Origin of the sequence: Serratia plymuthica (assembly GCF_018336935.1) — a bacterium.
Classification (GTDB): domain Bacteria; phylum Pseudomonadota; class Gammaproteobacteria; order Enterobacterales; family Enterobacteriaceae; genus Serratia; species Serratia plymuthica_B.
The window spans coordinates 1,409,359-1,422,176 of record NZ_CP068771.1 but is presented as its reverse complement, the minus strand read 5'-3'; the positions used below and the strand labels follow the sequence as shown (position 1 = coordinate 1,422,176).

Sequence of the window (12,818 nt, the reverse complement as noted above, 5' to 3'; positions counted from 1 at the left end):
TCCTCATTATTATTATCGTTTCAACGCTCAGTGAATGTCTGCAACTGCGGGGTCGGCCGGCTCAGCAAGCTGACCAGTACAAAGGCCACGCCGCCGCCCAACAGCCCACCGTAAATTGGGCTGTTGGCCTCGATACCGTGCCAATACATCAACCCCAGTACGCACAAACTGCCGGTCAACATGCTGGCGATGGCACCGGCGCTGGTGGCTCGCGGCCAGAATATCGCCCCCACCAGCGGGATCAGCATCCCCCCCACCAGCAGGTTATAGGCCAGCGTCAGCGCCGCCAGCACGTCCCGCACCAGAAACGCCAGCCCCAACATGAATACGCCCATAATCAGGGTAGTGAAACGCCCTGCCGCCAGCCCACCCGACGGTCGCCGCCGGATCACCGGCAGCACATCCTCCAGTGCGATAGTCGATGACGCCAGCAGGCAGGCACTGGCGGTGGACATCAGCGCCGCCAGTGCCGCTGCGGCCACCAGCCCGCTGATCCCTTCCGGCAGCACCGCCTGCGCAATGGCGGCAAAGGCGCCGTCGGTGTTTGTCAGTTGCGGCAGCACGATCTTACCGGCCATGCCAATCAACGCGCCGGTCACACCGTACAGTACGCAGTAAATACCCGCCCCCAGCCCGGCGAAGCAGGCCACGTTGGCGCTTCGCGCAGTGAACACTCTTTGCCAGATGTCCTGACCGATCAGAATGCCAAAGAAGTAAATCAGGAAGAACACCAGTATGGTGTCCAGTCCGATCGACGACAGTTGGTAGTAGCTGTCCGGTAACAGGCTGGCGAACGCCGCCCAGCCACCGGCCTTGACGATGCTCATCGGCATCAGTACCAGCATCATGCCAACGGTCATGATGATAAATTGGATGATGTCGGTCAGCGTCAGCGACCACATTCCCCCCAGAGTCGAATACAACACCACCAGCCCGCCGCCGAGCAGGATCGACACAGGGAACGACAGACCGAACATCACCTGCATGACACTGCCGATGGCGATGATCGAGGTCACCGCCACCATCAGGTCATAGGCCAACATGATGGCGCCACTGGTGACGCGGGCGGCCGGATGGTAGCGCCGAGACAAGACCTGGCTGACGGTATAAAGCTTCAGTTTCAACAGCGGCTTGGCCAGCACCGTACTCAGCACCACGATGCCCATCCCTAACGCGCCGCACAGCCAGACGCCGGAAATCCCGTAGGTATAACCGAGTTTAACTGTGCCGATGGTCGATGCACCGCCGAGCACCACCGCCGACAGCGTGCCCAGATACAGGCTCGGCCCCAGATTGCGCCCGGCCACCAGATAAGCCTCTTTGGAGTTGGCACGGCGTATGCCCATCCACCCCACCGCGCCTATCACCAAAAAGTAAAACACCACGACCAGCAGATCGAGATTCATGGACACCTCCGTACCTTTGTTATTGTTATCAGGGGCTCCGGACGCAACGGCTCCGCCGGTAGGGTTAAAGTGCCGTCTTTAGCGGGCAGGCAGCACGCACAGCATTTCAAACAACAGGTTGGCCGCCAGCAACGCGGTATTGCCGGAACGATCGTAGGGCGGCGACACCTCCACCACGTCGGTGCCGACCAGATTCAGCCCACGACAGCCACGCACGATCTCCAACCCCTGCCAGACCGACAGCCCGCCGACCTCCGGCGTACCTGTGCCTGGCGCAAACGCCGGATCCAGCCCGTCGATATCAAAACTGAGGTAGACCGGCGCATCGCCCATTTGCTCGCGCACCTCCTCCATCAGGGGGCCCAGCGAGCGATGCCAGCACGCCTCGGCCGGCACCACGCGAAAGCCCTGCCGCCGTGACCAGTCGAAATCGTCCGCAGCATAACCGCTGCCGCGCAGGCCAATCTGCACCACCCGTTCTGGCGCCAGCAGCCCCTCTTCATAAGCGCGGCGGAAAGTGGTGCCATGAGCCAGTTTTTCGCCAAACATCTCCTCGTTGGTGTCGGAGTGGGCATCAACGTGGATTAAACCGACCGGACCATAACGACGGGCGACGGCCCGCAGGATCGGCAACGTCAGCGTGTGATCGCCCCCCAGCGTCAGCGGGATGCACCCATGGGAAAGAATGCCGTCATAGGCCCGTTCAATCCGGTTGACACTGTCTTCCAGGCTGTAGGGATTAATGGCAACGTCACCTAAATCGGCGATCTGCAACCGCTCAAAGGGTGCGGCGCCGGTGCCCATGTTATAGGGGCGGATCATCACCGATTCCTGCCGAATTTGCCGTGGTCCGTAGCGCGTGCCGCTGCGATTTGAAGTGCCTATATCAAGGGGCACGCCGACAAAGGCCGCATCCAGTCCCTGGGCATGGTCAGCTACGGGCAGGCGCATCATGGTGGGGATGCCGGCAAAACGCGGCATTTCGTTGCCGCTCTGGGGTTGATTCAGCATGCTTTTTCCTTCTATCAGCCGTTGTTAAATCTCAACATTTAGGTAACAAATACAGGCTACCCGCCACCTGGCTGAGCTACCATTCCATCTTTGGAATGTAAGCATTGAAAAAACCGATGCCAGTAAGGTGTTGAACTATTGATTTTTATTTCAAACCCATGACATATAAACCCAGGCATCCACCGGTGGGTTCGCTTCAGGGGGATGTTATCAGAGGGTTAATAACAGGCTGTTTCTGCGGAGGGAAAGATGCTCACCAACCTAAGCGATATCGATCTCAGGCTGCTGCGGGTTTTTGTCGCCGTTGCCGAAGCCCAGGGCGTCAGCGCGGCTCAGGAGGCGCTGTTGATGAATCAATCCACCATCAGCACTCACCTCGCGACCCTGGAAACCCGGCTGGGATTTCGCCTGTGTCAACGCGGCCGCTCCGGTTTTATGCTGACCCCAAAAGGGGAGCGCATGCTGATCGCCTGCCGCAATCTGTTCAACGCCGCACGCGACTTTACCCGGATCAGCCAGTCGCTAAACGGCTTACTGACCGGCGATCTGCAGATAGGCCTGGTGGACAATCTGGTGTCTCTGCCGGGCAATCCGTTCAGCCGCGCCATCAAAGGGTTTCAACGGAGGCATCAGGATGTTCAGTTGCAATGCCGAATTTGCTCCCCCGTCGAAATCGAACAAGGGCTGCTGAATCAACAGCTCGATCTGGGCATCGGCTATTTTGGCCAGCGGTTGGATGAATTGCAGTATCGGCCGTGGGCCGGCGAAACGCAGGCGATCTATTGCAGCAACGATCATCCGTTGTTTACCGTCGAACAGCCGAGCCGCGAACAGATCGAAAATGCGCGCTGGGTTAAACGCGGCTATCTGTTGGCGCAACAGTTGTGCCCTGTCGCGCCGTTAAATCTCGGTGCGGTAGCCCATCATATGGAAGGTGTCGCCCATCTGTTGCTCAGCGGGGAATATCTCGGCTACCTGCCGACCCATTACGCCGCGCGCTGGGTTGAACAAGGCGAGTTAAGACAACTTGGCGGGCAAGCGCTCTCTTATCAGGCAATGCTGAGTCTGGTGACCCGGCCTGGCCAGCCGAAAGAGGCATTGACCGCGCTGCTGGAGGATTTGAGCAGGTTCGCGCGGGAACCGCAGACGAAAAACCCCGCGGCTGCGGGGCTTGAAAAGGCGAATTAGTTGACCGGCATGCGCGCCGGATCAGGGTACTGATATTCAAATCCCAGCTCGTTGCAGATGCGGCTGCCGTCCACCAGCCGACCGCCCTGCTCGCTCTCGGCGGCAAACTGCGGCGGGGCCAGATGCAACTGCTCCGCCAGCGCCGGGTAGAACTCGCGTTTGGTCGGATGGGCCGGCGCGCACAGATTATAAACGTGGCCGCCTTTCGGCAGCTTCAGCAGCAGCTGAATGGCAGCAATCACATCATCCTGATGCACCAGATTGACGCCTTGCGAGCCGCCCTTGACATCGACTTTGCCCGCCAGGAAACGGCCAGGGTGGCGATCCGCGCCAACCAGCCCCGCCAGACGCAAAATATCCACCGAGGTGTTAGGCAGTTCATGCAGCCAGCGCTCCAGCTCCGCCAGCACGCGCCCGGAGGGCGTCACCGGCTTCAGCGGCGAATCTTCGCGCACCGTGCCCGCCGTTTCGCCATACACCGAGGTTGAACTGGTAAAAATGATGCGCGACACGCCAAAGGCCATTGCGCTGTCCACCAGCATGCGCACCGCATTGAAGTAGTTTTCACTGCCGTCGACGGTGCGGCGAGCGGGCAGCGTCACCACCAGCGCATCGACACTCAGCAGCGGCTCCAGATCGTCCGAATCGCAAATCAGATCCGGCGTCATTTCCAGCCGATAACATTCAATCCCGCTCATGCGCGCGGCCTCGACGCCATCCGGCGTAGTTTTACTGCCGACCACGTCAAACCCACGGCTCATCAGCGACAAGGCCAGCGGCATACCCAGCCAGCCCAGACCAATAATGGCTACCTTTTTCATTATCTTCTTCTCCTGAAGATTGCAGCACTTTACCCACTAAGGCTACGCCACTCCGTGGGGTGATACAATCCACCCTGCTTAAGCTTAGGTAAAACCGTGTCTGGCTAATAATTCACCCTGTTTCAATAAATTAAATTTATGACTGTAAAAAAGGGTTGCGCGACAGACAGCGGATAGTTTAGGTTAATTAGCAATTCGGTTTGTACCGACATTTTACAGAGAAAACACCATGACGCGCATTCAGTTCAACCACCATCATCACCATCATCCTGACTAGTCTTTCAGGCGATGTGTGCTGGGAGACGGTTTTTTAATCTTCCAGTGGCGCGCAGAATGCAAGAGAGAGCCCTCGGAAGATTTCTTCCGAGGGTTTTTTTTTGGCTCCGGACAGACAGAAAAATAATTTTTACAATAAATTCATAAAATTACAGATTAAAACAGAGGTTACCATGCTGGACAAAACACGTTTACGGATAGCAATGCAGAAATCAGGCCGCCTGAGTGATGAATCCCAGGAGCTGCTGGCGCGCTGCGGGATCAAAATCAACCTGCAGCAACAACGGCTGATTGCCTTCGCCGAGAATATGCCGATTGATATCCTGCGCGTGCGTGATGACGATATCCCGGGGCTGGTCATGGATGGCGTGGTTGATTTGGGCATCATCGGTGAGAACGTACTGGAAGAAGAGCTGCTCACCCGCCGCGCTCAGGGCGAAGACCCGCGTTATTTCACTCTGCGCCGCCTGGACTTCGGCGGCTGCCGCCTGTCGCTGGCCGCACCGCTCGACAGTGAATACAACGGCCCGCAAAGCCTGCAAGACTCCCGTATCGCCACCTCTTACCCGCACCTGCTGAAGCAATACCTCGACAAACAGGGCGTGCGTTTCAAATCTTGCCTGCTGAACGGTTCCGTCGAAGTGGCGCCGCGCGCCGGTCTGGCCGACGCCATCTGTGACCTGGTTTCTACCGGCGCAACCCTGGAAGCCAACGGCCTGCGTGAAGTCGAAGTGATTTACCGCTCCAAAGCCTGCCTGATCCAGCGCGACGGCGAAATGCCGGAGGCGAAACAACAGCTGATCGATCGCCTGATGACCCGCATTCAGGGCGTGATCCAGGCGCGTGAATCCAAATACATCATGCTGCACGCGCCGAGCGAGCGCCTGGACGAAATCGTCGCGCTGCTGCCGGGTGCCGAGCGCCCTACCATTCTGCCGCTGGCCGGCGCGCAAAACCGCGTAGCGATGCACATGGTCAGCAGTGAAACCCTGTTCTGGGAAACCATGGAGAAACTGAAAGCGCTCGGCGCCAGCTCCATTCTGGTGTTGCCAATTGAGAAGATGATGGAGTAACGCCATGTCGACCTTCAATACCCTCATCAATTGGGCGGACTGCAGCGCGCAACAGCGGGCAGAACTGCTGATGCGCCCGGCGATCGCGGCCGAAGACAGCATCACCCGCACGGTACGAGAGATCCTCGACAACGTGAAGGCCAAGGGTGACCAGGCGCTGCGTGACTACAGCGCCAAATTTGATAAAACCGCGGTTGGCGCGTTGCGCGTTACCGCAGAACAAATCGCCGCAGCCGGCACTCGCCTGACTGACGAGGTCAAGCAGGCGATGGCGGTGGCGGTGGCCAATGTGGAAACCTTCCACAACGCGCAACAGCTGCCGCCGGTCGATGTGGAAACCCAACCTGGCGTACGTTGCCAGCAGGTGACTCGCCCTATCGACTCCGTCGGCCTGTATATTCCCGGCGGTTCCGCACCGCTGTTTTCTACCGTGTTGATGCTGGCAACCCCGGCGCGCATCGCCGGTTGCCGCCGCGTGGTGCTCTGTTCGCCACCGCCGATTGCCGACGAAATTCTCTATGCTGCGCAACTGTGCGGCGTGCGGGAAGTGTTTCAGGTAGGCGGCGCGCAGGCGATTGCCGCCATGGCGTTCGGCACCGATTCCGTGCCGCGCGTGGCGAAAATCTTCGGACCGGGCAATGCCTTTGTCACCGAAGCCAAACGCCAGATCAGCCAACGGCTGGACGGTGCGGCTATCGATATGCCGGCCGGCCCTTCCGAAGTGCTGGTGATCGCCGACAGCGGCGCCACTCCGGCGTTTGTCGCCTCTGACCTGCTGTCGCAGGCGGAACACGGCCCAGACTCCCAGGTGATCCTGCTGACCCCGGACGCGGCCATGGCGCAAGCGGTGGCCGTTGCGGTGGAACAACAGTTAGCTCAGTTGCCGCGCGCCGAAACCGCCCGTCAGGCGCTGGCCAGCAGCCGACTGATCGTCGCCAAAGATTTGGCCGAGTGCATTGCCATCAGCAACCAATATGGCCCGGAACACCTGATCATTCAGACCCGCAACGCCCGCGAACTGGTCGACGGCATCACCAGCGCCGGTTCGGTGTTCCTTGGCGACTGGTCGCCGGAATCCGCCGGTGATTACGCTTCCGGCACCAACCACGTATTGCCGACCTATGGCTATACCGCCACCTGTTCCAGCCTGGGCCTGGCGGATTTCCAGAAGCGCATGACGGTGCAGGAACTGACGCCGCAGGGCTTTATGAATCTGGCGGCCACCATTGAAACGCTGGCCGCCGCCGAGCAATTGATCGCCCACAAAAACGCCGTCACCCTGCGCGTTGCCGCCCTGAAGGAGCAAGCATGAGCATAGAAAACCTGGCACGCGCCAACGTTCGCGAGCTGACCCCTTATCAATCGGCGCGCCGCCTGGGCGGCAAGGGCGACGTGTGGCTGAATGCCAACGAATACCCGACCGCGCCGGAATTCCAACTGACCGCTCAAACCTTTAACCGTTACCCGGAGTGCCAGCCTGCGCTGGTGATCGAGCGTTATGCCGATTATGCCGGGGTTAACAAGGATCAGGTGTTGGTCAGCCGTGGCGCGGATGAAGGCATTGAGCTGCTGATTCGCGCGTTCTGCGAGCCGGGCAAAGACGCTATCCTGTTCTGCCCGCCGACCTACGGCATGTACGCCGTCAGCGCCGAAACCTTCGGTGTGGAACGTCGTACCGTAGCGGCCAAGCAAGACTGGCAATTGGATTTGCCGGCTATCGCCGACAGCCTGGACAACGTGAAACTGATTTATGTCTGCAGCCCGAACAACCCGACCGGCAATCTGATCGATCCCGACGACCTGCGCACGCTGCTGGAGATGGCCAAAGGCAAGGCGATCGTCGCGATTGACGAGGCCTATATCGAATTCTGCCCGCAGGCTAGCTGCGCCGGTTGGTTAAAGGACTACCCGCATCTGGCGATCCTGCGCACGCTGTCGAAGGCCTTCGCGCTGGCCGGCCTGCGCTGCGGCTTTACGTTGGCCAACGAAGAACTCATTACCCTGCTGCTGAAGGTCATTGCCCCCTACCCGCTGTCGACGCCGGTTGCCGACATCGCCGCTCAGGCGCTCAGCACCGAAGGGATCCGCACCATGCGTCAGCGCGTTACCGAGATCTCGGCCAACCGCAGCTGGCTGCAACGTGAGCTGGAAAACTGCGCCTGCGTCGAACAGGTTTTCACCAGCGACAGCAACTACTTGCTGGCACGATTCACTGCCTCAAGTAATGTGTTTAAAACCTTATGGGATCAGGGCATTATCTTAAGAGACCAAAATAAACAGCCTGGGTTGTCCGGTTGCCTGCGCATTACCATAGGCACCCGCGACGAATGCCGGCGCGTCGTCGATGCGCTGTCAGCCCTGCCCGGAGCAACCGAGACTCGCCAGGAGCCAATGTGAGCCAGAAATTCCTCTTTATTGACCGTGACGGCACGCTGATTGCTGAACCGCCGGAAGACTTCCAGGTCGATCGCCTGGACAAGCTGGCGCTGGAGCCGGACGTGATCCCTTCGCTGCTGAGTTTGCAGCAGGCAGGCTATCAACTGGTGATGATCACCAATCAGGATGGCCTCGGCACCGACAGTTTCCCGCAGGAAACCTTCGATGCGCCACATGGCCTGATGATGCAAATCCTCAGCTCACAGGGCGTCCACTTTGAAGATATCCTGATCTGCCCGCACCTGCCGGCGGACAACTGCGACTGCCGCAAACCCAAGACCGCGCTGGTGAAAGGCTATCTGGAGCCGGGCGTGATGGATACCGCCCACAGCTATGTGATCGGCGACCGTCCGACCGACGTTCAGTTGGCGGAAAACATGGGCATTCAGGGGCTGCGCTATCAGCGCGACACGTTGGGTTGGAAAGAGATCACCCGTCAATTGACCCAGCGTGACCGCCACGCGCGGGTGAATCGCGTCACCAAAGAAACGCAGATCGACGTTAACGTTTGGCTGGATCGCGAAGGCGGCAGCAAGATCAAGACCGGCGTCGGTTTCTTCGACCACATGCTGGATCAGATCGCCACCCACGGCGGCTTCCGTATGGACATCGACGTGAAAGGCGACCTGTATATCGACGATCACCACACGGTAGAAGACACCGGCCTGGCGCTCGGCGAAGCCTTGAACAAAGCGCTGGGCGACAAGCGCGGCATCGCCCGTTTCGGTTTCGTGCTGCCAATGGACGAATGCCTGGCGCGCTGCGCGCTGGATATCTCCGGCCGCCCGCACCTGGAATATAAGGCCGAGTTCAACTACCAACGCGTCGGCGATCTCAGCACCGAAATGGTCGAACACTTCTTCCGTTCGCTGTCGTACACCATGGGTTGCACGTTGCACCTGAAAACCAAAGGCAAAAACGACCACCACCGGGTCGAAAGCCTGTTCAAAGTGTTTGGCCGCACGCTGCGCCAGGCGATCCGCGTTGAGGGCAACACCCTCCCGAGTTCGAAAGGAGTGCTGTGATGAACGTGGTGATTCTGGACACCGGCTGCGCCAACCTTTCTTCTGTCACCTATGCGGTGCAGCGGTTGGGTTACCAGCCGGAGGTAAGCCGCGATCCGGAGATTGTGCTGCGCGCCGACAAGCTGTTCCTGCCGGGCGTCGGCACCGCGCAGGCGGCGATGGATCAACTGAAAGAGCGCGAGCTGATTGATCTGATCAAAGCCTGCACCCAGCCGGTGCTGGGCATTTGCCTCGGCATGCAGTTGCTGGCGAAAAGCAGCGAAGAAAGCGGCGGCATCGACACGCTGGGCATTATCGACACCCCGGTGATGCAAATGACCGACTTCGGCCTGCCGTTGCCGCACATGGGCTGGAATCAGGTTTCCGCGCAAGCGGGCCATCATCTGTTCCGCGGCATCGAAGACGGCGCCTATTTTTACTTCGTTCACAGCTATGCGATGCCGATATGCTCAAGCACCATCGCCCAGGCGAACTACGGCGAGCCCTTCACCGCCGCCGTGCAAAAAGACAACTTCTTCGGCGTGCAGTTTCATCCAGAACGATCTGGAGCGGCCGGCGCGCAACTGTTGAAAAACTTTCTGGAGATGTAGGCAGCATGATTATTCCGGCTTTGGATTTGATCGACGGGAACGTGGTGCGTTTGCATCAGGGAGATTATGGCCAGCAGCGCGACTACGGCAACGATCCGCGTTCGCGTCTGCAGGACTACCAACAACAGGGCGCGCAAGTCTTGCATCTGGTCGACTTGACCGGCGCCAAGGATCCGGCGGCGCGCCAGATCCCGCTGCTGCGCAAACTGCTGGCGGGGGTTGACGTACCGGTACAGGTCGGCGGCGGCATTCGCACTGAGCAGGACGTCTCGGCCCTGCTCGAGGCGGGCGCGACCCGGGTCGTCATCGGCTCCACGGCGGTAAAACAGCCGCAACTGGTGCAGGGTTGGTTCGAACGTTACGGCGCGGAAGCCCTGGTGCTGGCGCTGGATGTACGCATCGACGCCGAAGGTATCAAGCGTGTGGCGATCAGCGGCTGGCAGGAGAATTCCGACGCCACGCTGGAACAGGTGGTCGAGCAGTTCCTGCCCTACGGCCTGAAGCATGTGCTGTGCACCGACATTTCGCGTGACGGCACGTTGGCCGGCTCTAACGTGGCGCTGTACCGGGAAATCAGCCGCCGTTATCCGCAGATCGCCTTCCAGGCATCCGGCGGTATCGGCAATCTGGATGATATCGCCCAGTTACGCGGCAGCGGCGTTGAAGGCGTCATCGTAGGCCGTGCCCTGCTGGAAGGTAAATTTAGCGTTGAGGAGGCGATCGCATGCTGGCAAAACGGATAATTCCCTGTCTGGATGTGAAAGACGGGCAGGTAGTGAAAGGCGTGCAGTTCCGCAACCATGAGATCATCGGCGATATCGTGCCGTTGGCGCAACGCTATGCGCAAGAAGGCGCGGACGAGTTGGTGTTCTACGATATTACCGCCTCCAGCGATGGCCGGGTGGTAGACAAGAGCTGGGTGTCGCGCGTGGCGGAGGTGATCGATATTCCCTTCTGCGTCGCCGGCGGGATTAAAAGCCTGGAAGATGCCAGCCAGATCCTCTCTTTCGGCGCCGACAAGATTTCCATTAACTCACCGGCGCTGGCCGACCCGACGCTGATTAGCCGCCTGGCGGATCGCTTTGGCGTGCAGTGCATCGTGGTGGGGATTGATACCTGGTTCGAAGCCGACACCGGCAAGTATCACGTTAATCAGTACACCGGCGACGAAAGCCGCACCCGCGTCACAGAATGGGAAACGCTGGACTGGGTTCAGGAAGTGCAAAAACGCGGTGCCGGCGAGATTGTGCTGAACATGATGAATCAGGACGGCGTGCGCAACGGTTACGATCTGGAACAGCTACGGCAGGTGCGGGAAGTGTGCAAAGTGCCGCTGATCGCCTCCGGCGGTGCGGGCACCATGGAACACTTCCTGGAAGCGTTCCGCGATGCGGACGTCGACGGCGCATTGGCCGCCTCGGTGTTCCACAAGCAAATCATTAATATCGGTGAACTGAAAAGGTTCCTGGCAGAACAAGGCGTGGAGATTCGCGTGTGTTAACAGAACAACAAAGAAACCAACTGGACTGGGAAAAAACCGGGAGCCTGCTGCCGGTTATCGTCCAGCACGCCGTGTCCGGCGAAGTGCTGATGCTCGGCTATATGAACCAGGAAGCGCTGGCCGCTACCGAACAAAGCGGCAAGGTCACCTTTTTCTCTCGCACCAAGCAGCGGCTGTGGACCAAGGGCGAAAGCTCCGGCCATTTCCTGAACGTGGTCAGCATCACTCCCGATTGCGACAACGATACGCTGTTGATTTTGGCCAACCCGATTGGCCCAACCTGCCACCTGGGCAACAGCAGCTGCTTCCACCCGGCCGCCAGCGATTGGGGTTTTCTGTATCAACTGGAGCAGCTGTTGGCGGAACGCAAGACCGCCAGCCCGGACAGCTCTTACACCGCCAGCCTGTACGCCAGCGGCACCAAGCGCATTGCACAGAAGGTGGGCGAGGAAGGCGTGGAAACCGCGCTGGCCGCAACCGTGAACGATCGCGAAGAGTTGACCAACGAGGCTTCCGATCTGATTTATCACCTGCTGGTGCTGCTGCAGGATCAGGACCTGGACTTGAGCAAGGTGATTGGCCGGCTGCGCGAGCGGCACCAGAAATAACCTGATTTTCCAGGCAATAAAAAGCACGGCTTAGTCCGTGTTTTTTTATATCTGATTGAAATGAAATAATATTAGTCCAACAGGCATTAACATAAAATCCATATGTAAAAACAACAAAGTCATTTAAAATCGATATGGGAGAATCATATGGACAACATCTGGCAAGGTTAAAAAATGAACAATTATGATCTGGAACGCTTTGAAAGCATGGGTGACAACTGTGAATTTGGTTTCTACCTGCGAAGTAAAGGTCTCGAAAATGGTAGTCTTTTTCGCTGGTCATTGATCAAAGATCATCAAGACCTGCTCAACCTGGTCGCAGGTGATTTTGCGAATTTCTATCAGTTCGACAATTTGCATCCCACCTGGAGCAATATGCTCGTTGATAAAGATAACGGTATTATCTTCCATACCGATCTCTATAGCAGCCAAATTGATAACAATTGGGTTTTTGATGATGCCGAAAATGAGCGAAAAGAAAAATACCTGATCGAAAAAAATAAAATAGATTATCTTGTTAAAAAGTTTCTTGATGGTTTACAAAACAATAAAAAGATTTTCGTCATTAAGAAAAATAATAACCAAATTGACATGAACGTAATAACGCTACTGGCTAATGAACTGAACCGAAGAGGAAAAGCCAAGATTTTGGTGGTTTTCCAAAGTGATGACAGTAGTAAACACGGTGCCATTGAGCATGCGGGCGAAAATGTTCTTATTTCTTACATCGAACGTTTTGCAGAATATAATAAAGCGGATGACATCTCTGTCGCGGGATGGGATAAAATCGTAAATAACGTATTGCATGCACTGCCCGCAGAGATATGATAATTAAATACCTCGGAAACTTGAATGCAGACATAAAAAAAGCGCCGTAAAAACG

Annotated in this window: 14 protein-coding genes and 1 other annotated feature; of the genes, 11 read left to right on the top strand and 3 right to left on the bottom strand. The window is 57.8% G+C overall.

What is annotated here, in order from left to right:
- Positions 1 to 20: 20 nt before the first annotated feature.
- Both JK621_RS06735 and speB read right to left on the bottom strand, forming a co-directional pair.
- Positions 21 to 1,406 carry a sodium:solute symporter gene (locus JK621_RS06735; RefSeq protein ID WP_212559149.1) on the bottom strand — a complete coding sequence of 462 codons (1,386 nt, stop codon included), beginning with the start codon at positions 1,404 to 1,406 and terminating at the stop codon, positions 21 to 23.
- A gap of 78 nt (positions 1,407 to 1,484) precedes the next feature.
- Positions 1,485 to 2,417 carry an agmatinase gene (gene speB, locus JK621_RS06730; RefSeq protein WP_212559148.1) on the bottom strand — a complete coding sequence of 311 codons (933 nt, stop codon included), beginning with the start codon at positions 2,415 to 2,417 and terminating at the stop codon, positions 1,485 to 1,487.
- 249 nt (positions 2,418 to 2,666) lie between these two features.
- Here speB and JK621_RS06725 point away from each other — a divergent pair, with 249 nt between their 5' ends.
- Positions 2,667 to 3,605, top strand: coding sequence for a LysR family transcriptional regulator (locus JK621_RS06725; RefSeq protein WP_212559147.1), 939 nt, complete (start codon positions 2,667 to 2,669; stop codon positions 3,603 to 3,605).
- Here the strand turns inward: JK621_RS06725 and JK621_RS06720 are convergent.
- Entirely contained in the window at positions 3,602 to 4,426 is an 825-nt protein-coding gene (locus JK621_RS06720; RefSeq protein ID WP_212559146.1) for an SDR family oxidoreductase, read from the bottom strand. The genes JK621_RS06725 and JK621_RS06720 overlap by 4 nt on opposite strands.
- 229 nt (positions 4,427 to 4,655) lie before the next feature.
- On the opposite strand from JK621_RS06720, the gene hisL reads away from it, so the two are divergent.
- From hisL to JK621_RS06670, 10 genes are all read left to right on the top strand, one after another.
- On the top strand, positions 4,656 to 4,703 hold the full coding sequence (hisL, locus tag JK621_RS06715; protein ID WP_110605893.1) for a his operon leader peptide: 48 nt from the start codon (positions 4,656 to 4,658) through the stop codon (positions 4,701 to 4,703).
- Positions 4,679 to 4,805 (top strand) — a sequence feature (His leader region). It overlaps the preceding gene by 25 nt.
- Before the next feature lie 70 nt (positions 4,806 to 4,875).
- A complete protein-coding gene (hisG, locus tag JK621_RS06710) occupies positions 4,876 to 5,775 on the top strand; it encodes an ATP phosphoribosyltransferase (protein ID WP_004942454.1) in 900 nt (299 codons plus the stop codon).
- Between the two features lie 4 nt (positions 5,776 to 5,779).
- The gene (hisD, locus tag JK621_RS06705; RefSeq protein WP_212559145.1) at positions 5,780 to 7,087 is read left to right on the top strand and encodes a histidinol dehydrogenase; all 1,308 of its coding nucleotides are present in this window, start codon (positions 5,780 to 5,782) and stop codon (positions 7,085 to 7,087) included.
- Positions 7,084 to 8,172 (top strand): histidinol-phosphate transaminase, encoded by a 1,089-nt coding sequence (hisC, locus tag JK621_RS06700; RefSeq protein ID WP_212559144.1) that lies wholly within the window; start codon positions 7,084 to 7,086, stop codon positions 8,170 to 8,172. The genes hisD and hisC overlap by 4 nt, the downstream gene beginning before the upstream one ends.
- Positions 8,169 to 9,236: a bifunctional histidinol-phosphatase/imidazoleglycerol-phosphate dehydratase HisB gene (hisB, locus tag JK621_RS06695; protein WP_212559143.1), complete on the top strand. Its 1,068-nt coding sequence runs from the start codon at positions 8,169 to 8,171 to the stop codon at positions 9,234 to 9,236. Before hisC ends, hisB begins: the two co-directional genes overlap by 4 nt.
- Positions 9,236 to 9,826 carry an imidazole glycerol phosphate synthase subunit HisH gene (hisH, locus tag JK621_RS06690; RefSeq protein ID WP_062870325.1) on the top strand — a complete coding sequence of 197 codons (591 nt, stop codon included), beginning with the start codon at positions 9,236 to 9,238 and terminating at the stop codon, positions 9,824 to 9,826. The genes hisB and hisH overlap by 1 nt, the downstream gene beginning before the upstream one ends.
- Positions 9,827 to 9,831: 5 nt before the next feature.
- Positions 9,832 to 10,569, top strand: a complete 738-nt coding sequence (gene hisA, locus JK621_RS06685) for a 1-(5-phosphoribosyl)-5-[(5-phosphoribosylamino)methylideneamino]imidazole-4-carboxamide isomerase (RefSeq protein WP_212559142.1) — start codon at positions 9,832 to 9,834, stop codon at positions 10,567 to 10,569.
- Positions 10,551 to 11,327, top strand: a complete 777-nt coding sequence (gene hisF / locus JK621_RS06680; protein ID WP_212559141.1) for an imidazole glycerol phosphate synthase subunit HisF — start codon at positions 10,551 to 10,553, stop codon at positions 11,325 to 11,327. Before hisA ends, hisF begins: the two co-directional genes overlap by 19 nt.
- Positions 11,321 to 11,935, top strand: coding sequence for a bifunctional phosphoribosyl-AMP cyclohydrolase/phosphoribosyl-ATP diphosphatase HisIE (hisIE, locus tag JK621_RS06675; protein WP_006320932.1), 615 nt, complete (start codon positions 11,321 to 11,323; stop codon positions 11,933 to 11,935). Before hisF ends, hisIE begins: the two co-directional genes overlap by 7 nt.
- A 174-nt stretch (positions 11,936 to 12,109) precedes the next feature.
- Positions 12,110 to 12,763: a hypothetical protein gene (locus JK621_RS06670; RefSeq protein ID WP_212559140.1), complete on the top strand. Its 654-nt coding sequence runs from the start codon at positions 12,110 to 12,112 to the stop codon at positions 12,761 to 12,763.
- Positions 12,764 to 12,818: the final 55 nt, after the last annotated feature.

Excerpts from the sequence above, each read along its gene's own strand:
- JK621_RS06735 (WP_212559149.1), bottom strand. The coding sequence starts at position 1,406 with ATGAATCTCGATCTGCTGGTCGTGGTGTTTTACTTTTTGGTGATAGGC.
- speB (WP_212559148.1), bottom strand. The coding sequence starts at position 2,417 with ATGCTGAATCAACCCCAGAGCGGCAACGAAATGCCGCGTTTTGCCGGC.
- JK621_RS06725 (WP_212559147.1), top strand. The coding sequence starts at position 2,667 with ATGCTCACCAACCTAAGCGATATCGATCTCAGGCTGCTGCGGGTTTTT.
- JK621_RS06720 (WP_212559146.1), bottom strand. The coding sequence starts at position 4,426 with ATGAAAAAGGTAGCCATTATTGGTCTGGGCTGGCTGGGTATGCCGCTG.
- hisG (WP_004942454.1), top strand. The coding sequence starts at position 4,876 with ATGCTGGACAAAACACGTTTACGGATAGCAATGCAGAAATCAGGCCGC.
- hisD (WP_212559145.1), top strand. The coding sequence starts at position 5,780 with ATGTCGACCTTCAATACCCTCATCAATTGGGCGGACTGCAGCGCGCAA.
- hisC (WP_212559144.1), top strand. The coding sequence starts at position 7,084 with ATGAGCATAGAAAACCTGGCACGCGCCAACGTTCGCGAGCTGACCCCT.
- hisH (WP_062870325.1), top strand. The coding sequence starts at position 9,236 with ATGAACGTGGTGATTCTGGACACCGGCTGCGCCAACCTTTCTTCTGTC.
- hisA (WP_212559142.1), top strand. The coding sequence starts at position 9,832 with ATGATTATTCCGGCTTTGGATTTGATCGACGGGAACGTGGTGCGTTTG.
- hisF (WP_212559141.1), top strand. The coding sequence starts at position 10,551 with ATGCTGGCAAAACGGATAATTCCCTGTCTGGATGTGAAAGACGGGCAG.
- JK621_RS06670 (WP_212559140.1), top strand. The coding sequence starts at position 12,110 with ATGAACAATTATGATCTGGAACGCTTTGAAAGCATGGGTGACAACTGT.